This window comes from Comamonas sp. B-9, assembly GCF_000410635.1.
Lineage (GTDB): Bacteria > Pseudomonadota > Gammaproteobacteria > Burkholderiales > Burkholderiaceae_C > Comamonas.
Genome location: NZ_KE148583.1, coordinates 27,361 through 52,128 on the forward strand (window position 1 = coordinate 27,361; position 24,768 = coordinate 52,128).

Sequence of the window (24,768 nt, forward strand, 5' to 3'; positions counted from 1 at the left end):
CTGCAGCGCGCCGCACCGCAGGAGCCGGTGACGCGCTGGCTCAGCCAGGCCAGCACCTGAATGCGGGTCGAGTGCATGGGCGGCAGTGGTTAGCACCCTGGTGCGTCAGCTCCATGTAAAGTTTTGGTGAAGCCATGCCTTATGATCGCTGCCAAGCTGCGCCAGTGAGGGCGGCAGACAGAAAGGCTGGCCATGGGCCCACTGCGTTCACCACAGCAAGACGACGTTGACAGCGCCCAATGGGTGATCGAGCCTTTCTGGCGCAAGCTCAACAGTTTTTTCCTGTTCCCGCTGCAGCGCAAGCCCTTGCTGTATGCGCTGGTGCTGTCGCTCTGCGCCTATATGCTGATGTGGGGCCTGCTGATCGGCTTGCTCGTCGGAGTGGGCCTGCTGCTGGCCATCAGCCGGCATGCGTTCAAGATCGCAACCTATGCCTCGCACGGCGTGCTTGACAGCAATGACTACGACGATTACCCCTGCGATGCCGACCTCAAGGTGCTGCCCTGGAAGTTCTTTGGCGTGCTGCTGGTGCATGGCTTTCTGATCGGCATGCTTGCCCGGGTCAGCCCGGGGCTGGCGGCGCTGGGCGATCTGCTCTCGTCCTTTCTGATCCCCGCCACCTTGATGGTGCTGATCACCAGCGGCAGCCTGCGCGCTGCCATCAACCCCTTCATGCTGCTGAGCACGATGGGCGCCATCGGTCTGCCCTATGGCCTGCTGTGCCTGTTTCTGTTCCTGCTGATGCAGGGCGTGCCGATGGCCTTTGCGCTCCTGGTCACGGTGATGCCCCAGGCGTTGCTGGCGCCCCTGCTGGCCTTTGTGGTGATTTATTTCAACGGCGTGATCGCCGCGATGATCGGCTATGTGATGTACCAGAACCATGCGGACCTGGGCATCACGCCGGACAAGGCGCCGCAGGCTGAAGCGGGCGTGCCGGTGGTTGACCCGCAGACCGCGCTGGCCCAGCGCCGCGATGCCCAGGTGGCCCAGCTGGTGCAGAACGGCGACATGAACGCCGCCCTGGCCGAAGCGCGCGAGTGGCAGCGCAGCGAGCCCGATAGCCTGGCCGACCAGCGCCGCTACCACCGCGTGCTCAAGCTCAGCGACAAGGCCGATGAGCTGGCGCGCCATGCGCAAAGCTATATCGCGCTGCTGCTGCAAAAGCAGCGCAGCAGCGATGCGCTGGAGGTCTGGGGCAGTTGCTACAAGCGCGACAAGGGCTTTCGGCTGAACGAGGCCAGCCACACCTTGGCGCTGGCGCAGACGGCCTGGAAGCGCATGCAGCTGCCGCACACGCTGGCCCTGCTGCATGGGTTTGAGAAGAACTATGCCGGCAGCGATCTGGTGCCCCAGGCGCTGGAGCTGACGGTGCGCGTGCTCAAGCAAGGCGCCAACAAGCCGGACCAGGCGGTGCGCGTGTTCATGCGCATGAAGATCCGCTACCCCGCGCATGCCTCGACCCAGGAGGCGGCCTGGATCTTGCGCGATGAGTTGCCGGGGGCAGCGCAGGCGCCTGGCGCGCCTGCTTGACTATTTAAGCGGCCGCCGAAGGCGCCACGCTGGCGATGATGCCGCCGCCCAGGCAGACTTCGCCGTCATACAGCACGGCCGATTGGCCTGGCGTCACCGCCCATTGCGCCTCGGGGAAGTCGAGGTGGAAATGCGCGGGCGTGGCATCGGCGCCGATGATCGCGGGCGAATCGGGCTGGCGGTAACGGGTTTTGGAGCCATAGGTGCCGGCAGCGGGCGGGTGGCCGGCCACCCAGCTGGTGTTGTCGGCGTCCAGCGCCTGCGACAGCAGCCAGGGGTGGTCATGGCCTTGCACCACGCGCAAGATGTTCTTGTCCAGCTCCTTGCGCGCCACAAACCAGGGCGCATGCTCGCCCGCGCCACGCGCTGCGCCTTTTTCCTTCACGCCGCCAATGCCCAGGCCCGAGCGCTGGCCCAGGGTGTAGAAAGACAGGCCCACATGCTTGCCCAGCTTGCGGTTGCGGTCGTCCAGGATCAGGCCCGGTTCCTTGCTGATGTAGCGGTTGAGAAAATCGCGGAAAGGGCGCTCCCCGATAAAGCAGATACCGGTCGAGTCCTTTTTCTTGGCATTGGGCAGGCCGATTTCTTCGGCAATGCGGCGCACCTCGGTCTTTTTCAGCTCACCGACCGGAAACAGCGCCTTGGACAGCTGGGCCTGGTTCAGGCGGTGCAGAAAATAGCTCTGGTCCTTGGCCGGGTCCAGCCCCTTGAGCAGCTCAAAGAGCTGGGTATCGGGGTTCTGGCGCACACGGGCGTAGTGGCCGGTGGCGATCTTTTCGGCACCCAGGCGCATGGCGTGGTCCAAAAAGGCCTTGAACTTGATCTCGGCATTGCACAGCACATCGGGGTTGGGCGTGCGGCCGGCCTGGTATTCGCGCAGAAACTCGGCAAACACCCGGTCCTTGTAGTCGGCGGCAAAGTTGACGTGTTCGATCTCGATGCCCACCACGTCGGCCACGGCTGCGGCATCGACAAAGTCGATGTTCGACGAGCAGTACTCGCTGTCGTCGTCATCTTCCCAGTTCTTCATGAAGATGCCGACGACCTCGTGCCCCTGTTTTTTGAGCAAATACGCGGTGACGGCCGAATCCACGCCGCCACTCAGCCCCACTACGATGCGCTGTTTAACCATGGGCGCAATTATCCGCCTGGCGGCAGGCGCCTGCTTCGCTAGGGCTATGTGGCGTTTTGTCGCCCAACAGCGACCAACAGCGCCGATAAGCGCCCAAGGCCCCCAGCAGACGCTGCCCGCCCGGCTTATTGCGGCGTCAGCGCAATGCGTTCGCGCGTGGCCTTTTCTACCGCGCTGCGCGAGTAGGCCAGCGGAAAGTACTGGCCCGCCGCCCAGGTGTTGGCCAGGTCGCGGTAATGCGGGCTGGCCGGGTTGCCCGATTGGCCGGGCGTGTTGACCACGCGCGAGGCATCCCAGTTGCCCACGTCGACCACCATGCGGAAGGACGCGCCCGAGGTCAGCTGGTAGGTATCGACGTTGTAGCTGGTGGCCATGGGCGTGGCCCAGGAGCCGCCGATGCCGCCCACGCCGACATTGAGCTTTTGCTTGGTCGCGCTGTCCACCACGCCGGCGAGCGGGTGCACAAAGATCGCCTGGTGCAGGCTGCCCCAGGTCCAGCTCTTGGCATCGGCGCCCAGCTTGGCTTGCAGCCATTGCATCGCCGGGGCGATGGAGGAGAGCAGCACCTGGTCGCGCTCGGTCTCGCTCATCCAGCCTTGGGGCTGCTCCAGCACCGCGATCATGCGGGTGGCGCTGGTTTCCTTGGCAAAGCTGCGCTCGTTGGCGGCCAGCACCTGGTCGGTCAGCGCTTTCTTCAGGGTGGCATTGCTCCAGACCTCATACAGCGCAGCAGCGGCGCTGTCCTTGGCCATGGTGCCGTCCCAGCCCTGCAGCAACGCCAGGCCCTGGGCGGTCTGGGCATCGTTGCTTTGCAGTGGTGCCAGCAGCTTCAGCAGGCGCTGGGCCGGTACGGCGACGATGTCGCTCTGCCAGGCTTCGGAGTCGGCGACGCTGAGCTTCTTGCCCTCCTTGGCCGCCTTTTCAAACAGGCCATGCAGGCGCTGCGCGCGGGCCGAGTCGGACCATTCGTAACCGATGCCTTTTTGGTAGAGCGGGTGGTTAGGCGGCACATTGTTCTCGTTGGCGGTCACCACATAGCCGCGCTGGGGATTGAACTCCCAGGGCAGCTCATCGCCATGGCGGTAGCCCGTCCATTCATAGCGGCCGTCACCAGGCACCGGCATCAGCCCGTCCCAGTTGGGGCGGATGGGGGTGAGCCCGCCGGGGATCCAGCCGATATTGCCGCTGCTGTCGGCATAGACCTGGTTCTCGCCCGGTGCGCCCCAGCGGTTCATCGCGGCGCGGAACTGGTCAAAGTCCTGCGCGCGCATGTAGTCCATCGATCCGAAATAGGGCGCCATGCCCAGGTCCAGCCAGGCGGCGCGCAGCGCATAGGCCTTGTTACCTTCCGCAGCCAGCACCGGGCCGTGGCGGGTGTACCAGTTCTCGACGATGACGGGCTGGGCCGCGCCCTTGACGGCAATGTTTTCCGTCACCCGGGTCATCGGCTCCCAGCGGCCCTGGTACTTGTATTCCTTGCTGTTGTGCGGGTTGGTCTCGTAGACATACAGGTCTTCCTGGTCCATGTAGAAGCGCGTCAGGCCAAAGGCGATGCGGCCGTTGTGGCCGATGGAGATGCCGGGCAGAAAGGGCTCGCCAGCGCCGATCACATCCATGCCGGGAGCCGAGATGTGCGAGATATAGCGCAGGCTGGGCGCGCCGTGGGCGCGGTGCGGGTCATTGGCCAGAATCGGGCGGCCGGTCGTGGTCATGCCCGGCGCAATCGTCCAGTTGTTGCTGCCGTAGCTGGCCAAGGTGTTGGCATCGGGCTGGTTCAAGGTCGATTCGGCCAGTGCCAGCAACTGCTCGGGGGCCATGTCCTGCACGGAGACCTTGACGTTCTCCTTGGTAAAGCGCGGGCTGGCGGTGGCCAGCGCATAGGCGCGCTTGAGCTCCTTGCCGGGCAGGCCGCAGACCTCCAGCCCTTGCGGGATCTGCGGCTTCACATCGGGCACCAGCTCGCGGCGCAGCCAGTCCACGCGGGCGCCGTTGTGTTTGCCTTCGCAAAAGGCCTGGGCGCGGTCGACCTCGCCAGTAAAGTTCAAGGTCAGGCCATGGTGGCGGATGCGCACCGTGTCTTCTGCGGCCCACTGCGCGGGCTGGTAGCCCAGCAGCTTGAACTCTTCGGGCAGCAGGCTGGGGTCAGCCTTCGTCTGGGCGACAAAGGCGTTCACTCCGGCCACAAAGGCCTCGGCCACGCGCTTGGAGTCCGAGCCATAGGCCAGCCATTCGCGGTACATGTCGCCACGGAACAGCACGGCGCGCGCCGCCTTGTCGCTCTCGACCCAGGCCGGGCCAAAGTCCTGGGCCATCTGGCCCAGACCGCGCTTGCGCCACAGGTCCATCTGCCAGAGCCGGTCGCGTGCGGCCATATAGCCTTGCACCACAAAGGCGTCATAGGTGGTGCCCGCGTAGATATGCGGCACGCCCCACTGGTCGACCAGCACCTCGGCGGGCTTTTCCAGCCCGGCAATCCTGGCGCTGTGCTGGCGGGTGGGCGGCGTGCCCAGCGAGCTGCAGCCGGCTGCCAGCAGCGCAGCGGCCAGCGGCAGGGCCAGGCGGGTGGCAAAACGACAGGGGTTGCGGTCTGGCATGGTGTGTCTCCTCGTTATGGTGTGGATGCACCTTGCCATGCCTGCCCGCTGCGCGCAATCGCGTTAGCGCCAAGCGTAGACGGCGCGCCGCCAAAAACAAAGCCCATGGTGCTGGGCCATGGGCTTGTTGTTGGTGCGCGCCTATTCGAGCGGTCTCACCCCGTCGGGCTGCACCAGCACGGACACATCGGTGTAGATCAGGTTCAGCGCAAAGCGCTGGCCGGCTAGGTAGTCGTCCAGCGATTGCAGCACCAGCGGGCTGCGCATCTGGTGGGCCTCGGCGCGCATTTCGTCGGCGGTCATCCAGACGGTGCGGCGTATGCCTTCATCGAGCGGCTGGTTTTCGTAGAACGCGCCGACGGTGCCGGTAAAGGCAAAGCGCATATAGGTGGTGTCGGCGCCGCTTTTGCTGCGCACAAAGCGGTTCATGTAGATGCCCAGCAGGGCCGAGGGCTTGAAGTCAAAGGCCGTCTCTTCGAGCACTTCGCGCACACAGGCCTGGATGGGGGATTCGCCAGGGTCCAGATGGCCTGCCGGATTGTTCAGGCGGATGCCGTCCGAGGTGTCTTCCTCTACCAGCAAAAATCGGCCATCGCGCTCAATGACGGCGGCCACGGTGACGTTGGGTTTCCAGCGGTGGGGCATGCGGCATTATGTGCCAACTCTCTTAAATCATAAAAACGATCTCAAGGGCTTGTCACGCAGATGCAACCTCAGGCGCAGTGGTAAAGCTCTGCAGTACGATAGCAGCATGCAAGCACCCGCCCCCACCCCAGCCATTCCCGCACAGTCCGTCTATGCCGAGCGCCGCGCCCAGGTCGCGCGCCAGCTGGGCGAGGGCGGGATCGCCATCATTCCCACCGCGCCCGAGCACCCGCGCAACCGCGACAGCGACTTTCTCTACCGCCACGACAGCTATTTCTACTACCTCACCGGCTTCACCGAGCCCAATGCCAGCCTGGTGATCAGCGCCGATGGCAAGACCACCTTGTTCTGCGCGCCCAAGGACCTGGCGCGCGAGATCTGGGACGGCTACCGCCTGGGCCCCGAGGCAGCAGTGGCGGCCTTGGGCGTGACCGAAGCCTATTCGGTGGCCGAGCAGGCCGCCCGCATGCCCAAGATGCTGGAAAACCGCAGCGTGGTCTGGTACCCGTTTGCGATCCACCAGGGGCTCGAGGGCACGGTGGCCCAATGGCTCAACGGCGTGCGCGCCCGCACCCGCTATGGCGCGCTGGTGCCCGAGCAGCAGCGCGACCTGTGCGCCGTGCTCGACGAGATGCGCTTGTTCAAGGATGCGCATGAGGTGCCGATCCTGCGCCGCGCCGGTGCCATCAGCGCCCGCGCCCATATCCTGGCGATGCAGCGCTCGGCCCGCATGATCCATGCCGGCCAGGATGTGCGCGAATACCACCTGGATGCCGAGCTGCTGCAGGCCTTCCGCGAGTACGGCTCGCAGTCCCCCGCCTATGGCTCGATCGTCGCCGCCGGTGCCAATGCCTGTGTGCTGCACTACCGCGCCGATGCCGCGCCCATCCGCAGCGGCGAGCTGGTGCTGATCGATGCCGGTTGCGAGCTCGATGGCTATGCCAGCGACATCACCCGCACCTTCCCGGCCAATGGAAAGTTCACCGGCCCGCAGCGCGATCTGTACGACCTGGTGCTGGCCAGCCAGGATGCGGCCATTGCGCTGGCCCGGCCCGGCAAGCGCTTCAACGACATGCATGACGCCACCGTCGCCGTGCTGGCCCAGGGCATGCTCGATCTGGGCCTGCTCGACAAGAACAAGGTCGGCGGCGTGCAGGATGTCATCGACAACCGCAGCTACTTCCAGTTCTACATGCACCGCACCGGCCATTGGATGGGCATGGATGTGCATGACTGCGGCAGCTACATCGAGCCCAGCGAGCTCGGGCACACCAGTGAGCGGCGCGATCCGCTCTCGGGCGAGCTGATCCTCAACCGCCCCAGCCGCATCCTGCGCCCCGGCATGCTGACCACCATCGAGCCGGGCATCTATGTGCGCCCGGCCGACGGCGTGCCCGAGGCCTTCCACAACATCGGCATCCGCATCGAGGACGACGCGCTGATCACCGACGACGGCTGCGAGCTGCTCACGCGCGGTGTGCCGGTGAAGGCCGACGAGATCGAGGCGCTGATGCGCGATGGCGCGGCCCGGCCTGCCGATCTGGCCTGATACCAGCGACTGCCTCCTGACAGTACACCTGCCCGGCCCCCGTGCCGCGCAGGTGTTTTTTTTGGGGCTACGCAATTGTGCAAACGCACATCGAATGAAACCGCGATGTAACTCCCTGTGCACGTTTCTCGTGTCAGAATGGAACTGAATTACATCGGGTCGGCATCTGGTGACGGAGCCGGCCCCACTTTTGAGACAAAGACACAGGGGACCTGCCCATGATTTCGCCCAAGATCCGCCGCGCCACCAAGATTGTTGCCACGCTGGGGCCGGCCTCCAGCGAGCCGGCGCTGCTCGAAGAGATGATCCGCGCGGGGGTCAACGTGGTGCGGCTGAACTTCAGCCACGGCAAGGCGCAGGACCATGTGGACCGCGCCCGCATGGTGCGTGAGGCTGCGCAGCGCGCCGGCCGCGAGGTGGCGATCATGGCTGACCTGCAAGGCCCCAAGATCCGCGTCGGCAAGTTTGCCGAAGGCAAGGTGATGCTCGAGCCCGGTGCCCGGTTTGTGCTCGATGCCTCGCGCCAGGAGCCCGGTGACCTGCAGGGCGTGGGCCTGGACTACAAGGAGCTGCCGCGCGATGTGAAGCCCGGCGATGTGCTGCTGCTCAACGACGGCCTGATCGTGCTGACGGTGGACGCGGTGCGGGGTGATGCCGTGCACACCACGGTCAAGTTGGGGGGCGAGCTGTCCAACAACAAGGGCATCAACAAAAAGGGCGGCGGCCTCACCGCGCCGGCGCTCACGGCCAAGGACATGGAAGACATCAAGACCGCGATGAGCTTCCAGGCCGACTATGTGGCCGTCAGCTTTCCCAAGACCGCTACCGACATGGAAATGGCGCGCCAGCTGTGCATGGTGGCCGCGGCCGAGTACCGCCACCGCCCGGGCCTGATCGCCAAGATCGAGCGTGCCGAAGCCATTCCGCACCTCGAAGACATCCTGCGCGTGTCCGACGGCATCATGGTCGCGCGCGGTGACCTGGCTGTCGAAGTGGGCCATGCGGCCGTGCCGGCGCTGCAAAAGAAGATGATCCGCATGGCGCGCGAGATGGACAAGGTCGTCATCACTGCCACGCAGATGATGGAGAGCATGATCACCAACCCGGTGCCCACCCGCGCCGAGGTGAGCGACGTGGCCAATGCGGTGCTCGACGGCACCGATGCGGTGATGCTGAGCGCCGAGACCGCCGCTGGCAAGTTCCCGCTCGAGACCGTGCTGGAGATGGTCGATATCTGCGCGCAGGCTGAGGCCTCGGCCGACTGGGATGTGGACACCGACTTTGTCGGCAAGACCTTCCAGCGCATCGACCAGAGCATTGCGCTGGGCGCCTTGTTTACCGCCACCCACCTGGGCGCCAAGGCCCTGGTTGCGATGACGGACAGCGGCTCGACTGCGTTGTGGATGAGCCGCCACCGCACCCAGATCCCCATCTACGCGCTGACCCCCAAGGTGGCCACCCAGCGCAAGATGGCGCTGTACCGCAATGTGCGCCCCTTGCTGATGGACACCAGCGCCGACCGCGACACCGCACTGGCCCAGGCCGAGGTGCACCTGAAGGCCCGCGATATCGTGCAAAGCGGCGATATTTATGCGATCACCTGCGGCGAACCGATGGGCTCGCCCGGCGGCACCAATATGATGAAGATCAGCCGCGTGATTTAAACCTGCGCGGTTATTGACAGACACAGGGGCGCTGGCTGGCGCCCCTTTTTTGCGCCTGCTTTTTGGCCTTTTTGTGCGGCGCCACCGCACGGCAGCCAGCCTCTGTAGATCCGTCCAATTTTGTGCGGATTTGTGACTGCGGCGATACTATGGCGCTTCAGCGAGCCTGCCCGCACGTCCGTGTGGATCAAAGGACTGCGCTGAATCTATTCGAAGCCAGGCTTTTTTGCCCCCCGGAGACAGGGGCAAACCGGTGGTTCACCAGCCTGGCCTTCGATCACCTAGCCAAGCTGCTGCGATAAGAATTCACAACACGCACGCACATAGCAGCCCAGCCAAGCCCTTGTTGTTGAGCAGCACAGCGCCGCTGTGCCTGCCTGTTTTTTTGGAAGAGGGAATCTATGTCGCAACGACTAGTACGCCGTTCGGTGTTGGAGTTGGCCTTGGGCCTGGGTTTGGGCGCAGTCGCGGGGGTGTCTGCACCGGCGTTTGCACAGACGGCGGCCGCCAAGGCCAGCAAGCTGGACGCCCGTGCGGTAGCCACGGGCTACAGCGAATTGGTCTATGCCAACTACAGCGACAGCCTCGCATCGGCACGCGACATGCAAAAGGCCATTGCCTCCTTGCTCGCCGCCCCCTCCAAAGACACACTGGAAGCGGCGCGCAAAAGCTGGATCGACGCGCGTGAGTTCTACGGCCAGACGGAAGCCTTCCGCTTCTACGGCGGCCCGATCGACGATGAAAACGGCCCCGAAGGCCAGATCAACGCCTGGCCGATGGACGAGTCCTATGTCGACTATGTTGAGGGCAAGCCCAACGCCGGCTTCATCAACGACCCCAAGTTCAAGATCACCAAGGCCAACCTGGCCAAGCAAAATGAGCGCGGTGGCGAGGAAAACATTGCCACCGGCTGGCATGCGATCGAGTTTCTGCTCTGGGGCCAGGACCTGTCCGAAACCGGCCCGGGTGACCGTTCGTTTGAAGACTATGTGGACGGCAAGCGCGCCCATGCCGACCGCCGCCGCCTCTACCTGAAGGTGGTGACCGAGTTGTTGATCGACGACCTGGCGGGCGTCAGCAAGGCCTGGGCACCCGGCCAGAAGAACTACCGCGCCCAGTTCGACAAGGGCGGTGTGGAATCGGTGCGCAAGATCATCGTCGGCCTGGGTTCGCTCTCGCGCGGCGAGCTGGCCGGCGAGCGCATGGAAGTGCCGCTGAACTCGCAGGACCAGGAAGACGAGCATTCCTGCTTCTCCGACAACACCCACCGCGACATGGTCGCCAATGCCACCGGCATCCAGAACGTCTGGCTGGGCCAGTACAAGCGCCGCGATGGCACGACCTTGAAGGTGGCCTCGCTGGCCGACCTGGTGGCGGCCAAGAATGCCGAGCTGTCGGGCAAGACCAGCGCGCAGATCGACAGCACGGTCAAGGCGACCGAAGGCATCCAGGCACCGTTTGACCGCGAAATCATTGGCGGCGCCGACGCCCCCGGCCGCAAGCGCATCCAGGCGGCGGTGGACAGCGCCACCGAGCAGTCCAAGCTGCTGGTGCAGGCGGCCAATGCCATCGGCATCACCAAGCTGACCCTGGTCCAGCCCTGACGAAGGACCGTTGCTGCACTATGTCTGTGAAGATGAATGACAAGAAGCCCGGTGGCCGCGTGCAGCGGCTGGCATGGGCAGCAGCGGGTCTGTGCGCGGCCACCGCCCTGGCGGTGGCGCTGCGCCCGGAGGCCAGCGTGGCGCAGACCAGCGCCCCCGCCGTGGCCCCCGTGCAAGACCCCAGCGAGCTGACCGGCGGCGACACCACGGTGTTTGCCACCGGCAAGAACGCGTTCTCGTTTCCTTTTGCCTCTCTGGCCGATGAAGAGCGCACGCGCTTTGTCATTGGCAACTCCTTTTTCAAGCGCAACTGGGTGGAGGCACCGGCCTCGACCCGGGCGCGCGATGGCCTGGGCCCGCATTTCATTGCGCGCAGCTGCGGCGGTTGCCACATCATGGACGGGCGCGGTGAGCCGCCCGAGTTCCACCGCACGCTGGGCCCCGATCCCGACCCCACGGTGGCGCTGCTGATCCGCCTGTCGGTGCCCGGCAAGGCCGACCCGCATGCGGGCGTGGTGCCCGAGCCGACCTATGGCGACCAGTTCAACAATGCGGCCGTGCAGGGCGTCAAGCCCGAGGGCATTGTGCGCATCCATGGCACGCCCATCCAGGGCCGCTTTGCCGATGGCACGCCCTACGAATTGATCCAACCCCGCTACGAGCTGACCGACCTGGGCTATGGGCCCATGGCCAAGGATGTGATGATCGGCCCGCGCATTGCGCCCCAGGTGGTGGGTGTGGGCCTGATTGAGGCCATTGCCGAGGCCGACATCCTCGCCAATGTGCAGGAGCAGGCGGCGCTGGCCGGCCCCATCAAGGGCCAGGTCAACCGCGTCTGGGATGCCTATGGCCAGCGCGAGGCGATTGGCCGCTTTGGCTGGAAGGCCAACTCGCCCAGCGTGGCGCACCAGACGGCCAACGCCTTCTCGGGCGACATGGGCATCACCTCGCGCATCTTCCCGAACGAGAACTGCACCCCGGCGCAAAAAGACTGCCTGGCCGCGCCGCATGGCGGCGGTCTGGACAAGTCCAGCGCCGGCCGCACGGCGGCCCAGGCGCGCGCCGATGCGCCCGAGATCGATGACAAGACGCTCGACGATGTGATCTTCTACCAGGCCACCCTGGCGCCTGCGGCCCGCCGCAACGTCAATGACTCGGCCGTCAAGCTGGGCCAGCGCCTGTTTGCCCAGGCGCAGTGCGCCGTCTGCCACAAGCCCAGCTATGTGACCGGCCCCGGCCCCTTCCCCCGGCTGACGGCCAAGAACATTGCCGGCCAGAAGATCTGGCCCTATACCGATCTGCTGCTGCATGACATGGGCCCGGCGCTGGCCGATGGCCGGCCGGACTTTCTGGCCAACGGCCAGCAGTGGCGCACGCCGCCGCTGTGGGGCATTGGCCTGATCCAGGATGTGAACGGCCACCAGCGCCTGCTGCACGATGGCCGTGCGCGGGGCGTGCTCGAAGCGATCCTCTGGCATGGCGGCGAGGCCGAGCAGGCCAAGCAGCAGGTGCTGAACATGGATGCCGCCGAGCGCGAGGCCTTGGTCAAGTTTGTGGAGTCGCTATGACGCAAGTTGGTTTGAAAACGGGGCCCGTCCAGGCCGCGCAATCCTGGGGCAGAGCTTGCGCTCTGGTTGCCCTGGCCGCCATGGGCAGCGCTGCCCCGTTGGCGCAGGCTGCCGACACCCCCATGCCGTACTACACGGCCGCCCAGGCGCTGCAAAGCCTGTATGGCCAGCACCTGCCAGCCCGTGCAGCGGCTTTTACGCTGGCCGCCAATGCGCAGGACCAGGCGCTCGCCAGCTTCTGCGCCGGGCCGGCCGCTGCCGCCAAAACCGCAGCGGCGGAGCTGCGCGGCCAGTGGCAGCGCAGCCATACCGCCTGGCTGCAGCTGTCCACGCCCAGCGTGGGGCCCTTGGTGGAGCGCCGCTCGCTGCGGCAGATTGATTTCACGCCGATCCGCACGGCGCTGATCACCCGCGCCGTCAAAAAAGGCCCGCAGAGCGCTGCCGACATGGAGCTGGTGGGCACGCCCGCCAAGGGCTTTGGCGCGCTGGACTGGCTGCTGAGCCAGGGCCTGCAGCCGGCCAGCCCGGAATGCGCGTTTGCGCTGCAGGTGGCCAAGGCGATCAGCGCCGAGGCCCAAAGCCTGCAAGCGGCGCTGGAGCCCCTGCGCAGCAAGACCTGGAGCGTCGAAGGCTCGGAGAGCGAGCCCGAGGATGTGGCCAGCCCCGGCGCCAAGGAAACCGGCGCGGCGATCGAGGAATGGGTCAACCAGTGGTTGGGCGGCCTGGAGCGCCTGCGCTGGGCGCAGATGGAAAAGCCGGTCAAGGTGGTCGAGGGCAGCAACAAGGCGCCCGCCTTTGCACGCATCGCAATGGCCGACAACTGGCGCGAGTGGCAGACCCAGTGGCAGGCCCTGCATGCCCAGGCTTTGCTGACCCCGGCGCAGCGCCAGCAGCCGCCCGTGCCTGGCAAGGACCTGATCTCGATTGAGGCACTGCTGCTCAGCAAGGGCCATATCGCCCTGGCCCAGCGCTGGCGCGACGCGATTGGCGTGGTCGATGCCGCGATGCCGGCCCCTGGCAAGCTGCCTGCCAAGGAGGGGGCACAGGCCAACAGCGAGATTCTGGCGCTCGCTACCAAGCTCAAGGGCATCACGGCGCTGTACCAGGCCGAGGTGGCGCCGGCGCTCGATATTCCGCTGGGCTTTAGCGACAGCGATGGCGACTGAGGACAAGCTGTGACCGTGTTATCCACATCCCTGCCCCGGCGCGCGCTGCTGCGTGGGCTGGGTGCATCGGCGATGGGCGCGCTGGGCCTGGCCGAACTGTCGTTTGCCAAAGATGCGGGCAGCACGGCTGGGGTGACCTGGCTGGCAGCCGTCTGGCGCGATGGCCCCAGCGCGATGGCGCAGGACTGGGCCGGGGTGCTCGAAGTGCTGCCCCAAGCCAGCGGCGGCCATGCCTGGCGCATTGCGGCGCGCACCCCGCTGCCCACACGCGGCCATGGTGTGCAAACGCTGCCCGGCGGCCAACTGGTCTTTGCCGCGCGCCGGCCCGGGGATTGGCTGCTGCGCTGGCAGCCCCAGACAGACACGCTGCAATGGGCCTGGATGCAGGAGGACCGTTGTTTCAACGGCCATGTGGCACTGGCGGGCCCCGCGACGGCACGGGCCTGGCAGGCCCAGGCGGGCGCAGGCGGCAGCGGGATGCTGTTCACCACCGAAACCGATCTGGAAGACAGCCAGGGCTGCATTGGCCTGCGCGATGCCACGAGCCTGGAAAAACTGGCTGAATGGCGCAGCCATGGCATGGACCCGCATGAGCTGCTGGTGCTGCCCGCCGCGCTGGGCAGCCTGCCAGCCGGGACCTTGGTCGTCGCCAATGGCGGCATCCCCACGCAAAGCGAGACCGGCCGCAGCAAGAAATGGCTGGACAGCATGGATCCGTCCCTCGTCGCGCTGCACCCGGCCGATGGGCGCCTGCTGGGCCAGTGGAAGCTGCCCGACCCGCGCCTGTCGATCCGCCACCTGGCCTGGGATGCCGCGCGCCAGCGCCTGGGCATTGCGCTGCAGGCCGAGCATGACGATGCGCGGCGCCAAAACGCAGCTATCTTTGCCGTTTGGGACGGCCAGCGCCTGCAGCTGGCGCAAGACCAGCCGCCGCTGGCCGGCTACGGCGGCAGCGTGGAATGCGCGCCGCTGGCACAAGGCGGTTTTGTGGTGAGCTGCCCCAAGTCCGATTGCATGGCCTGGTTTGACGCGCAGGCGCGCTACCTGGGCAACAGTCCGCAGGGCGATGTCTGCCCCGTGGCCCGCGATGGCGCGCGGCTATGGGCCGGCGGCGGCCACGGGGTGGCCGAGCGGACAAGCCGCAGCAGCGACCAAGTGGTGACCGCACTGGATACGGTGACCGGGCTGATGTTTGACAACCACTGGCGCCTGGTCGGTTAGGCCTTCCGGCTCTTAGTCCGCAGCTTGGCTGCGGCGGCGTGCCATGCCCATGTCAATAGCCAGGCCCGCGGTCCAGCACAGCCAGGCGGTCCACAAGGTGTGGCTCATGTAGTGGGCGCCGCGCATCTGCTGGCCCAGGCCCAGCAACAGGCCTATCACCAGCGCCACCGCCAGCCACCAGCGCGCGGCGCGCGGTGTGTCACGCGCCAGCGCAAAATAGCCGCCGACAAAGGAAAAGCCCGCGGCCGCATGGCCGGCCGGAAAGCAGTGGCCCGCGCCACCATCATGCAGGCCCCAGCGCCAGTGCGATACATACTCGGCCACGCCGCCAAAGACCGACAGATCCCAGGGGCAGCTGGTGGCACTGCTGCGCTTGAGGATGGCCACCACCGCGAGAGACGCCAGAATGCTGACGAGCAGCTGCACCCGGCGGGCCGTGGGCAGCTGGCGCAGCACGCCAAAGGGCAGCCAGACCCCCAGGCTCAAGGCCAGCACGACCACCCAGCCGAGGTTGCGCATGCCCTGGTGCATATAGGTGACCAGAAAATGGTCATCGCGCAGCGCAAAGCCCTGGGCCGTGCCCCAGAGCTGGGCCAGCGCCAGGTCCTGGCCCCCGGCATCCCACAGGGCGATCAGCACAAAACTGAGCACCGTGGCCAGCAGCCAGCGGCGGTTGTACAAGGGAGCGCGTGTATCGGCGAACGAGGCAGGGGGGCAGGAAGGCATCTGGCGATGCTGCGGCGGCAGGCTTAAGGCTTTCTTAATGTCCAAGGTGCAGGGCCCAGGCCATAGGCGCAATGACGCAGTTCATGCACAATGCCAGCCATGCGCATACTGATGGTGGAAGACGATGCCGGCATTGCAGAGGGCCTCAAGGCCAATCTGCAGCAGCGCGGCCATGCGGTGGACTGGTGCCCCAGCCTGGCCGAGGCCTGGCGCGCGCTGACGGCCGAGGGCTTTGACGTGGTGCTGCTGGACCTGGGCCTGCCCGATGGCGATGGCTCGCGCCTGTTGCAGCAGCTGCGCAATGCGCCGCCGCCCACGGGCCTGCGCAAGAGCCTGCCTGATCCGGCCACGCCGGTCATCGTGCTGACGGCCCGCGACGGCGTGCATGACCGCATCGAAAACCTGGACCTGGGCGCCGATGACTACCTCTCCAAGCCCTTTGATGCCGAAGAGCTGCAGGCCCGGCTGCGTGCGCTGCTGCGCCGCGCCGCTGGCCGCGCCAATCCGCTGATCCACTACCGTGATCTGGTGCTGGATCCGGCCTTGCACCAGGTGCGCCTGGGGGGCGAAGGCGTCGAGCTCTCGCCCCGGGCCTACACCATCTTGCTGATCCTGCTGCAGGCCCATGGCCGGGTGCTGTCGCGCCAGCAGTTGGAGGAAAAGCTCTACAGTTTTGATGCCTCGGTCGAGAGCAATGCGGTGGAGGTGCATATCCACCACCTGCGCAAAAAGCTGGGTGCCGACTACATCCTGACCATGCGCGGTGTGGGCTACTTCATGCCCCAGGACCAGGCCTCGTGAACCTAGCGGCCAAGCCCCAGCGCCTGCCCCAGCTGCGCACCCGGCTGCTGGTCTGGATTCTGGCGGCGCTGGTCATCGTCTGGGCCAGTTTTGTTTACTGGGCCTACCAGACCGGCATTGAAGAGGCCGATGAGCTGACCGACGGGCACCTGGCCGGCGTCGCTGCGCTGGTCCTCAATATCCCCTCCAACGCGCAGACCCCGCCGGGCCTGCCGACCGAGCGCGTGCCGCTGCCAGGCCTGCATGCGCATGACTACCAGCAGTCGATGAGCCTGCAGGTCTGGAGCGCCGAGGGCGATCTGGTGCTCAATGTCGGCAGCGCGCCGCGCCTGCATTTTGCCGATGGGCGCAGTGGCTTTTTTGATGCCCAGCTGGGCCCCAAGCACGAGGTCTGGCGCACCTTCACGCAGTGGAACACCGAGCACACGCGCAAGGTGGCCGTGCTGGTCAACCTGCAAGAGCGCGATGACCTGGCCGATGACATTGCCGGGCAGATGATTCTGCCCGGGCTGTGGCTTTTGCCGGTGGTCACCCTGGTGCTGGGGCTGACGATACGCGCCGGCCTCAAGCCCCTGACCCAGCTCTCGCGCGATGTCGAGCAGCTCGAGCCCGAGCAGGGCCAGCGCCTGTCCACCGGCCACAACTGGCAGGAGTTCCGGGCGGTGACCCTGGCGTTCAACCGCCTGCTGGACCGCAATGACGAGGCGATGGAGCGCGAGCGCACCTTGGCCAACCAGGTGGCGCATGAGCTGCGCACGCCGCTGGCCTCGATCAGCCTGCATGCGCAGTCGCTGCAAGGCGGGCTGGACCCCGCCCAGCAGGCCCAGGCGGTGCAACGCCTGCATGCCGATGCGCTGCGCGCAGGCCATGTGCTCAACCAGATTCTGGCCTTGGCCCGCAGCAGCCGTGTGGCGCTGACCCAGCAGGCCGCGCCGGTCGATCTGGCGCAGTTGGCGCGCAACGTGGGCGCCGAATATGCCCAGGCGGCCTGGCGCCGGGGCGGCAGTGTGGCGGTGGACATGCCCGAGCAACTGTGGGTGAAAGGCCACGCCGTGCTGCTGGAGGTGGCCGTGCGCAACCTGGTCGAGAACGCACTGCGCCACACCCCCGAGGGCACGCAGATCGAGGTGCAGGGCGGCAGCGATGGCGGGCAGTGCTGGCTGCAGGTCTGTGACGATGGTGGCCGCCTGCAGGAGAAGGCAGCACCCGAGCCGGTGGACAGCCTGCAGCTGGGCCACCAGATTGTGCAGCGCATCATGGCTTTGCACGGGGGCGCTTTCGGGCAGCCGCAGGCGCTGGCACCCTATACCACTTGCTACCGCCTCAGTATGCCTCTCGCCCAGATGGCCTGAGCTTGCTAAAATAGGCAGTTACCAAGCGGTTACCATGCCGCAAATATGAATCCAGGGTGTTGACGCGGCTGCTGTGGCCGCTGCAGCACTCTTTCTTTGCATTAGAACGGACCCGACCACCATGCCTTTGATCTCGATGCGCGAAATGCTCGACCATGCCGCCGAAAATGGCTACGGCATCCCTGCCTTTAACGTCAACAACCTGGAACAAGTCCAGGCCGTGATGGCGGCGGCAGACGAAGTCGGCGCGCCCGTGATCCTGCAGGCCAGCGCTGGCGCGCGCAAGTACGCCGGTGAGCCCTTCATCAAGCACCTGATCCAGGCCGCAGCCGAGATGTACCCGCACATCCCGCTGGTGATGCACCAGGACCACGGCACCACCCCCGAGATCTGCCAGGGCGCGCTGAACCTGGGCTTTGGCTCGGTGATGATGGACGGCTCGCTGATGAGCGACGGCAAAACGCCATCGTCCTTCGACTACAACGTCGATGTGACCCAGAAGGTCGTCGCGATGGCCCACCAGATCGGTGCCACTGTCGAAGGCGAACTGGGCTGCCTGGGCAACCTGGAAACCGGTGAAGCCGGCGAAGAAGACGGCATTGGCGCCGAAGGCAAGCTGGACCACAGCCAGATGCTGACCGACCCCGAAGAAGCGGCCGTGTTCGTCAAGGCCACGCAACTGGACGCACTGGCGATCGCCATCGGCACCAGCCACGGCGCCTACAAGTTCAGCCGCAAGCCCACGGGCGACATCCTGGCGATCTCGCGCGTCAAGGAAATCCATGCCCGCATCCCCAACACCCACCTGGTGATGCATGGCTCCTCGTCGGTGCCCCAGGAGCTGCTGGCCATCATCAACCAGTACGGCGGCAAGATGAAGGAAACCTACGGCGTGCCGGTCGAAGAGATCCAGGAAGCCATCAAGTATGGCGTGCGCAAGATCAATATCGACACCGACATCCGCCTGGCGATGACCGGCGCGGTGCGCAAGTTCCTGGCCGAGAACCCCGACAAGTTCGACGCCCGCGAATGGCTCAAGCCCGCCCGTGAAGCGGCCAAGCAAGTCTGCAAGGCCCGCTACATCGAGTTCGGCTGCGAAGGCCAGGGCGGCAAGATCAAGGGCTACAGCCTGGAGCAAATGGCCAAGAAGTACAGCGCCGGCGACCTGGCCCAGCTGGTCAAGTAAATCTGCCTGCCCTGCCAGTGCCTTTGGGCGCTGGCCTCCAAAGCCTGCAATCGCACCCGCATTGCAGGCTTTTGCTTTGGGCCTACGCGATGCGGCGATAACCGCACACGCGCACTGCGCCCGGTGTTTTTGCACAATGCCTTGCATAGCAAACAAAGGAGCGCAAAGCATGCAGACAAGCCATTCCTGGGATCTGGATCTGGTGGTGATTGGCGGCGGATCGGGCGGCGTGCGGGCAGCCCGCATGGCGGCAGCACGGGGCGCCAAGGTGGCGGTGGTGGAGTCCAAGGCCATGGGCGGCACTTGCGTCAACGTCGGCTGCATCCCCAAAAAGCTCTACAGCTATGCGGCCGGCTATGCCGAGGCCTTTGCAGAGGCGCGCGGTTACGGCTGGCAAATGCCCGAGGCGATTGCGCTGGACTGGCAGGCACTCAAAGCGGCGCGCGCGCAGGAGATCTCCCGGCTCAATGGCATCTACGAGGGCCTGATGCGCAACGCGAATGTGGAGCGCATTGCCGGCCAAGGGCGGCTCGCCGATGCCCACACCGTGGTCGTCTCTGCCGATGGCGCCGAGGTGCGCACCTTGACCGCGGCCCATATCCTGATCGCCACTGGCGGCACGCCGGTGCGCCCCGATCTGCCGGGCAGCGCGCATGTGATCGTCTCCGACGAGATGTTTGACCTGGCCGAGCTGCCGCGCCGCCTGGTGGTGGTGGGAGGCGGCTATATCGGCTGCGAGATGGCCAGCATCTTCCATGGCCTGGGCGTGCAGGTGAGCCTGCTGCACCGGGGTGACCAGATCCTGCGCGGCTTTGACGACGAGGTGCGCAGCTTTGTCGCCGAAGAGATCCGCAAGAGCGGCGTGGACCTGCGCCTGAAGACCGAAGTGAAAGAGATCAGCTGCGATGCGGCCAGCGGCGAGCGCACATTGACCTTGGCCGATGGGTCACAGCTGAAGGCCGACCAGGTGCTGTATGCCACCGGCCGCAAGGCCAATGTGGCCGGCCTGGGGCTGGAGGCGCTGGGCATTGCGCTGGACAAGAGCGGCGCCATCGTCGTCGATGCGCAGTTGGCCACCGCCCAGCCCAGCGTGCATGCACTGGGCGATGTGGTGGGGCGCATGGAGCTGACGCCAGTGGCGCTGGCCGAAGCGATGGCCTGGGTGGACCATATTTGGGGACCCGAGGCGGGCAAGCCCGCGCGCGTGATGGACTACGACAATATCCCGACGGCGGTGTTCACCCATCCACAGATCGGTACCGTGGGCCTGACCGAGGCCCAGGCCCGCGAGCGCCATGGGGCCGTGCGCATCTACCGCAGCGATTTCAAACCGCTGCGCCACACCCTGTCGGGCCGCAGCGAGCGCTGCCTGGTCAAGCTGGTCGTGGATGACGCCAGCGACAAGGTGCTGGGCCTGCATGTGGTGGGCGCCGATGCGGCCGAGATCACCCAGGGCTTTGCGGTGGCGATCAAGGCTGGTGCCACCAAGGCGCTGTTTGACCAGACGATTGGCATCCATCCGACGATGGCCGAAGAGCTGGTCACCTTGCGCGAAGTAAGCCGCATGTAAGCAACAGAACGCGGTAGTTGCTGCTTTGCAACATCTTATAAATTTCCTCTATAAAGCGCGCGTGTCTCGGGCATGATACGCGCTCTTTACAGAGGAGATACATATGAAGGAGTGGGTGTATCCGCGTGAGCGGACACTGGGCGCCATCACCCTGGTTCTGGGTCTGCTGGCATGGTTGCTGATCTTGTTGCTGACCCTGGGCACGGTGCTGATCTACCTGCTTATCGGTTTCATTTTTTATCTCTTTGCCCAATCCGCCTTGATTGCCTGGCTGCGTGGCACCGCCGTGCGGCTGTCGGACGAGCAGTTCCCCGAGCTCTACCTGCAGTACCTGCAGTGCTGCAAGAAGCTGGAGCTGGTGGACCCGCCCGAGGCCTATTTGCTGCAAGGCGATGGCCTGATGAATGCCTTTGCCACCCGCTTTCTGGGCCGCAACTTCGTCATTGTGCTGAGCGACACGGTGGATGCGATGCGCGCGCTGCCCGATGGCATCAACTTCTACTTTGGCCATGAGCTGGGCCATATCAAGCAAGGCCATTTGACCGGCCATTTCTGGCGCATGCCGGTGCTGTGGCTGCCGCTGATTGGCGCGGCCTATGCGCGCGCCCAGGAATACACCTGTGACCTGCATGGCCGCGCCTGCTGCGAAGGCTCGGAATCGGCCGGCCGCGCGCTGTCGGTGCTGGCCGCTGGCGCGCAGAAGTGGAAGACCATCAACCTGGTGCAGTATGCGCGCCAGACCATGACGAACCGGGGCTTCTTCCCCGATCTGCATGAGCTGCTGGGCGGCTATCCCTGGCTGACCAAGCGCGTGGCGCGCATGATCAGCCCCGGCATCAAGATGCCGGGCCGCAACCCCTTCTCTTACTTGTTTGCGCTGTTTGTGCCCTATGGCGGCCGGGCCGGTGGCGGGGCCGTGGGCTTGCTGATGGTGATCGCGATCATCGGTATCGCGGCCGCCGTCGCGATCCCGGCGCTCAAGGGCGGAGCCGGGGGCGGTGCCTTCAGCCAGATGCTGATGCAGGGCATGCAGTCGCAAAAGGGCAAGGAGGCCTTCGAGAAGGAATGGACCCAGGCCGAGCCGGTGCGCCAGGCGCTGTCGCGCTACTACCAGACCTATGAAGAAGTGCCGGATTCACTGGCCGATGCGGGTGTGTCGCCGGAGCAGGAAGGCCGGCTGATGTATGACAGCGACGATATGTCGCTGACTGCGCTGACCCTCCATGGCCAGTTGCAGATGCAGCCCATGCAGGGCGAGGGCGGCAAGGTGATCTGGCATTGCAGCGCTGATGGTGCGGCGCAACAGTATCTGCCGGCCAGTTGCCAGAGCAAGTGATGCATTTGGATACACTCGCGGCCAAAGTCTCCTGATTCAGCCCGGCGGCCTCGGACAGAATCCGCAACGGCCTAGAACAGAATCCGCAAGGGCCTTGCTATGATGCAGGGCTTGGCGGTGTGGCACAGGCCACGCACTGTCTGTTGGCCGCCGCTACTGTTTTCAGGATCCGCCTTATGTCTTTTTCCGCTGCCCGTTCTCTGTCCTGGCTGGGGTGCGCTGCCGCAGCCGTGGTGCTGAGCGCCTGCGCACCGCTGCCGTCGAATGTGGAGCCGGTGGGCCGCACCTTGGTGTCGATGGACCAAAACACCGATCTGCGCTGGACCTACTGGGGCACGGACAGCGAGGTGCTCGATGTGCTGCCCGAAGACCTGGCCAAGGACAAACCGCTGCAGGCCAAGCTCTGGCAGATGCGCACCAAGCTGGGCGAACTGGTGGGCGTGATGTCGCTGCGCTCCAGCGTCGATGACCTGAACAACAAGAACACCGTCTGGACCCAGGACTGCCCCAAGCAAAAGGGCGTGCTGGTCGAGCGCACCCAGGGCCTGAACATTGGCCGCGTGGACTGCCTGCGCATCAAGCGCACCGCCAACAGCAGCGACTGGCTGGCCCAGAACGATGCGGCCATGGCGGGCCGGCTGGAGGCGGCCGGTGTCTACTTTGCGCGGCCGGTGGCCTATGTGTCCTACCAGTTCACCACCAGCAATGGCGGCTATGTCGAAGCGCAGGTGCTGGTGGACCAGCGCCTGGTGCGCCCGCCGATCCGCAGCAGTGTCGACTTTCTGGCCGCCGGCCGTTCGCTGGACCACTGGGCCCAGGACCTGGCGCGTTCCATGCGTGAGAGCACCGGTTACTTCAACGGCGTGCTGACCGTGCCACCGTTCCCCTACGAGATCGACCAGCAGCCCTACTACGAGACTAGGCAGGACGACTCCGATGTGCTGTTTGGCAAGGAAAAGCCCAACCCCCAGGCCGCCGAAGAGAAAGCAGCTTCGGTGGTCGCGCCGGCAGGGGCGGCACCTGCAGGGGCTGCAGCCGCCAAGCGCTGATCGCGTCCCTCGCCCAGCAACCGCCATGACCCCGGTCATGGCTTTTTTTTTTGCTTTTTTACGGGTATATCCAGACTTGGAATGGGCGCAGAATTTGCACAATAGGGCGAGATCGAACAACATGGCTCAGCAGCGGGCCGTGCGCACAGGGCGCCGGCACCCGCTGTATGACCGACAGGAGACTTGTGCATGACCGAACGCCCATGGCTGGCCGCTTACCCACCCGAGATCCCCGAGGACATTGACCCTGAGCGCATTCCGACCTTGGTGCAGCTGCTCAACCAGGCCTTTATCCAGTATGCCGACCGCACGGCGCTGCACTTCATGGGGGCGCGCTTCAGCTACCGCCAGCTCGACGACTACAGCGTGGCGCTGGCCGCCTACCTGCAGACCCTGCCGCTGGCCAAGGGCGACCGCGTGGCGCTGATGATGCCCAATGTGCCGCAGTATGCGGTGGCAGTCGCAGCCGTGCTGCGCGCCGGGCTGGTCGTGGTCAACGTGAACCCGCTCTACACCGCCTCGGAGCTGGACCACCAGCTCAAGGACAGCGGCGCCAAGGTGATGATCGTGCTGGAGAACTTTGGCGCCACCGTGCAGAACTGCGCAGCGCACCGCCAGCTCGACCAGATCATCGTCTGCAGCATGGGCGATTGCCTGGGCCTGATCAAGGGCAGCATCGTCAACTATGTGGTGCGCCACAGCAAGAAGCTGGTCGCGCCGTTCACCCTGGAGCGCAGCATCCGCTACCCCGATGCGATCAGCCAGGGCGAGCGCCACACGTTCTCGCCGGTGGACATCGGGCCTGACGACATGGCCGCGCTGCAGTACACCGGCGGTACCACCGGCGTGGCCAAGGGCGCCGTGCTGCTGCACCGCAACCTGGGCGCCAATGTGATGCAGGTGCAGGCCTGGTATGGGCCGGCGCTCAAGACCATTCCGCAAGGCGAGCAGCCGCTGTGCGTCTGCGCGCTGCCGCTCTACCATATCTTCGCGTTCACGGTCTGTTTTCTGCTGTCCATGCGCCTGGGCCACCAGGTGCTGCTGATCCCCAACCCGCGCGACATGAAGGCGGTGCTGGGCGAGCTGGGCAAGTACGAATTCCACACCTTGCCAGCGGTCAACACCTTGTTCAATGGCCTGATGAGCCACCCCGATTTCGACAAGGTGAACTGGAAGAACCTGCGCGTGGTCGTGGGCGGCGGCGCGGCCGTGCAGTCGGCCGTGGCCGAGCGCTGGCTGCAGCGCACTGGCCAGCCCATCGTCGAGGGCTATGGCCTGTCCGAGACCAGCCCGGTGGCCAGCTGCAACTTTGTCGGCACCGGCCAGAAGGCCTCGGGCTCCATCGGCTACCCGATGCCGGGCACCGACATGGCGATCCTCGACGATGCCGGCGAGCCGGTGGCGCAGGGCGAGCGCGGCGAGGTCTGCATACGCGGGCCGCAGGTGATGGCCGGCTACTGGCAACGCCCCGACGAGACCGCCAAGTCCATGACCGAGGACCAGTTCTTCCGCTCGGGCGACATCGGCATCATGGAGCCCGATGGCATGTTCCGCATCGTTGACCGCAAGAAGGACATGGTGCTGGTGAGCGGCTTCAACGTCTACCCCAATGAGGTCGAAGACGTGGCCGCGTCCTTCCCCGGTGTGGCCGAATGCGCGGTGGTGGGCGTGCCCGATGAGAAGACCGGCGAGGCGATCAAGCTGGTGGTCGTGCGCAAGTCGGCCGATGTGACCGAGGCCCAGCTGCGCGCCCATTGCGCCGAGCACCTGACCGGCTACAAGCGGCCCAAGTACATCGAGTTCCGCGACAACCTGCCCAAGACCCCGGTGGGCAAGATCCTGCGGCGCGAGCTGCGCGACGAAACCACCAAGGCCTGAGCAGGGCGGCGGCGCTAGGCCATAGCGCTCCAGCCGCCAACCAGCCCGGCAAAGCGGAGATTGCAGCGACAATCTCCGCTTTGCTGTTTTTTGGGATTCCCACGTGACCCTTGCCATTCTCAGTGCCCTTCCCGAGGAACAGGCCGGCATTGCCGCGCTGCTGGCGGATGCCCGCGCCAGCGACTATGCCGGCCGCC

General features: G+C 65.7%; 18 protein-coding genes. 14 read left to right on the forward strand and 4 right to left on the reverse strand.

The window, feature by feature from the left end; translation table 11 throughout:
* Positions 1-192 precede the first annotated feature (192 nt).
* A complete protein-coding gene (locus H928_RS27735) occupies positions 193-1,530 on the forward strand; it encodes a hypothetical protein (protein WP_021027021.1) in 1,338 nt (445 codons plus the stop codon).
* A gap of 4 nt (positions 1,531-1,534) precedes the next feature.
* On the opposite strand, the gene mnmA is transcribed toward H928_RS27735, so the two are convergent.
* From mnmA to H928_RS0113700, 3 genes are all read right to left on the reverse strand, one after another.
* On the reverse strand, positions 1,535-2,662 hold the full coding sequence (mnmA, locus tag H928_RS0113690; protein WP_021027022.1) for a tRNA 2-thiouridine(34) synthase MnmA: 1,128 nt from the start codon (positions 2,660-2,662) through the stop codon (positions 1,535-1,537).
* Positions 2,663-2,787: 125 nt separating this feature from the next.
* Positions 2,788-5,256, reverse strand: coding sequence for a penicillin acylase family protein (locus H928_RS0113695; protein WP_021027023.1), 2,469 nt, complete (start codon positions 5,254-5,256; stop codon positions 2,788-2,790).
* 141 nt (positions 5,257-5,397) lie between these two features.
* On the reverse strand, positions 5,398-5,901 hold the full coding sequence (locus H928_RS0113700; protein ID WP_021027024.1) for an NUDIX hydrolase: 504 nt from the start codon (positions 5,899-5,901) through the stop codon (positions 5,398-5,400).
* A gap of 106 nt (positions 5,902-6,007) precedes the next feature.
* Between H928_RS0113700 and H928_RS0113705 the strand changes: the two genes are divergently transcribed.
* The 6 genes from H928_RS0113705 to H928_RS0113730 all read left to right on the forward strand — a co-directional run bounded on the left by H928_RS0113705 (position 6,008) and on the right by H928_RS0113730 (position 14,673).
* Positions 6,008-7,450, forward strand: a complete 1,443-nt coding sequence (locus H928_RS0113705; RefSeq protein ID WP_021027025.1) for an aminopeptidase P N-terminal domain-containing protein — start codon at positions 6,008-6,010, stop codon at positions 7,448-7,450.
* A gap of 218 nt (positions 7,451-7,668) precedes the next feature.
* Entirely contained in the window at positions 7,669-9,114 is a 1,446-nt protein-coding gene (pyk, locus tag H928_RS0113710) for a pyruvate kinase (protein ID WP_021027026.1), read from the forward strand.
* 401 nt (positions 9,115-9,515) lie between these two features.
* On the forward strand, positions 9,516-10,718 hold the full coding sequence (locus H928_RS0113715) for an imelysin family protein (protein ID WP_027010934.1): 1,203 nt from the start codon (positions 9,516-9,518) through the stop codon (positions 10,716-10,718).
* A gap of 20 nt (positions 10,719-10,738) precedes the next feature.
* Entirely contained in the window at positions 10,739-12,286 is a 1,548-nt protein-coding gene (locus H928_RS0113720; protein ID WP_021027028.1) for a di-heme oxidoredictase family protein, read from the forward strand.
* Positions 12,287-12,366: 80 nt separating this feature from the next.
* Positions 12,367-13,452 carry an imelysin family protein gene (locus H928_RS0113725; protein WP_021027029.1) on the forward strand — a complete coding sequence of 362 codons (1,086 nt, stop codon included), beginning with the start codon at positions 12,367-12,369 and terminating at the stop codon, positions 13,450-13,452.
* Between the two features lie 15 nt (positions 13,453-13,467).
* Positions 13,468-14,673, forward strand: a complete 1,206-nt coding sequence (locus H928_RS0113730) for a DUF1513 domain-containing protein (protein WP_158400537.1) — start codon at positions 13,468-13,470, stop codon at positions 14,671-14,673.
* A 12-nt stretch (positions 14,674-14,685) separates the two neighbouring features.
* On the opposite strand, the gene H928_RS27740 is transcribed toward H928_RS0113730, so the two are convergent.
* Positions 14,686-15,399: a phosphatase PAP2 family protein gene (locus H928_RS27740; RefSeq protein WP_084635798.1), complete on the reverse strand. Its 714-nt coding sequence runs from the start codon at positions 15,397-15,399 to the stop codon at positions 14,686-14,688.
* A 99-nt stretch (positions 15,400-15,498) separates the two neighbouring features.
* Here H928_RS27740 and H928_RS0113740 point away from each other — a divergent pair, with 99 nt between their 5' ends.
* The 7 genes from H928_RS0113740 (at position 15,499) to H928_RS0113770 (ending at position 24,571) form a co-directional block, all read left to right on the forward strand.
* Positions 15,499-16,200 carry a response regulator transcription factor gene (locus tag H928_RS0113740; protein ID WP_021027032.1) on the forward strand — a complete coding sequence of 234 codons (702 nt, stop codon included), beginning with the start codon at positions 15,499-15,501 and terminating at the stop codon, positions 16,198-16,200.
* Positions 16,197-17,552 carry a two-component sensor histidine kinase gene (locus H928_RS0113745; protein ID WP_021027033.1) on the forward strand — a complete coding sequence of 452 codons (1,356 nt, stop codon included), beginning with the start codon at positions 16,197-16,199 and terminating at the stop codon, positions 17,550-17,552. The genes H928_RS0113740 and H928_RS0113745 overlap by 4 nt, the downstream gene beginning before the upstream one ends.
* A 121-nt stretch (positions 17,553-17,673) precedes the next feature.
* Entirely contained in the window at positions 17,674-18,738 is a 1,065-nt protein-coding gene (gene fba, locus H928_RS0113750) for a class II fructose-bisphosphate aldolase (protein ID WP_021027034.1), read from the forward strand.
* A gap of 169 nt (positions 18,739-18,907) precedes the next feature.
* A complete protein-coding gene (gene gorA / locus H928_RS0113755; protein WP_021027035.1) occupies positions 18,908-20,308 on the forward strand; it encodes a glutathione-disulfide reductase in 1,401 nt (466 codons plus the stop codon).
* A 103-nt stretch (positions 20,309-20,411) separates the two neighbouring features.
* Complete coding sequence (locus tag H928_RS27745; protein WP_021027036.1) at positions 20,412-21,644, forward strand: M48 family metallopeptidase; 1,233 nt, start codon at positions 20,412-20,414, stop codon at positions 21,642-21,644.
* 176 nt (positions 21,645-21,820) lie between these two features.
* Complete coding sequence (locus H928_RS0113765) at positions 21,821-22,693, forward strand: hypothetical protein (protein ID WP_021027037.1); 873 nt, start codon at positions 21,821-21,823, stop codon at positions 22,691-22,693.
* A gap of 189 nt (positions 22,694-22,882) precedes the next feature.
* Positions 22,883-24,571, forward strand: a complete 1,689-nt coding sequence (locus tag H928_RS0113770; protein ID WP_021027038.1) for an AMP-binding protein — start codon at positions 22,883-22,885, stop codon at positions 24,569-24,571.
* Positions 24,572-24,768: the final 197 nt, after the last annotated feature.

Bases quoted from the DNA above. Each gene is read 5' to 3' on its own strand.
- H928_RS27735 (WP_021027021.1), top strand. From the start codon at position 193: ATGGGCCCACTGCGTTCACCACAGCAAGACGACGTTGACAGCGCCCAA.
- mnmA (WP_021027022.1), bottom strand. From the start codon at position 2,662: ATGGTTAAACAGCGCATCGTAGTGGGGCTGAGTGGCGGCGTGGATTCG.
- H928_RS0113695 (WP_021027023.1), bottom strand. From the start codon at position 5,256: ATGCCAGACCGCAACCCCTGTCGTTTTGCCACCCGCCTGGCCCTGCCG.
- H928_RS0113700 (WP_021027024.1), bottom strand. From the start codon at position 5,901: ATGCCCCACCGCTGGAAACCCAACGTCACCGTGGCCGCCGTCATTGAG.
- H928_RS0113705 (WP_021027025.1), top strand. From the start codon at position 6,008: ATGCAAGCACCCGCCCCCACCCCAGCCATTCCCGCACAGTCCGTCTAT.
- pyk (WP_021027026.1), top strand. From the start codon at position 7,669: ATGATTTCGCCCAAGATCCGCCGCGCCACCAAGATTGTTGCCACGCTG.
- H928_RS0113715 (WP_027010934.1), top strand. From the start codon at position 9,516: ATGTCGCAACGACTAGTACGCCGTTCGGTGTTGGAGTTGGCCTTGGGC.
- H928_RS0113720 (WP_021027028.1), top strand. From the start codon at position 10,739: ATGTCTGTGAAGATGAATGACAAGAAGCCCGGTGGCCGCGTGCAGCGG.
- H928_RS0113725 (WP_021027029.1), top strand. From the start codon at position 12,367: ATGGGCAGCGCTGCCCCGTTGGCGCAGGCTGCCGACACCCCCATGCCG.
- H928_RS27740 (WP_084635798.1), bottom strand. From the start codon at position 15,399: ATGCCTTCCTGCCCCCCTGCCTCGTTCGCCGATACACGCGCTCCCTTG.
- H928_RS0113740 (WP_021027032.1), top strand. From the start codon at position 15,499: ATGCGCATACTGATGGTGGAAGACGATGCCGGCATTGCAGAGGGCCTC.
- fba (WP_021027034.1), top strand. From the start codon at position 17,674: ATGCCTTTGATCTCGATGCGCGAAATGCTCGACCATGCCGCCGAAAAT.
- gorA (WP_021027035.1), top strand. From the start codon at position 18,908: ATGCAGACAAGCCATTCCTGGGATCTGGATCTGGTGGTGATTGGCGGC.
- H928_RS27745 (WP_021027036.1), top strand. From the start codon at position 20,412: ATGAAGGAGTGGGTGTATCCGCGTGAGCGGACACTGGGCGCCATCACC.
- H928_RS0113765 (WP_021027037.1), top strand. From the start codon at position 21,821: ATGTCTTTTTCCGCTGCCCGTTCTCTGTCCTGGCTGGGGTGCGCTGCC.
- H928_RS0113770 (WP_021027038.1), top strand. From the start codon at position 22,883: ATGACCGAACGCCCATGGCTGGCCGCTTACCCACCCGAGATCCCCGAG.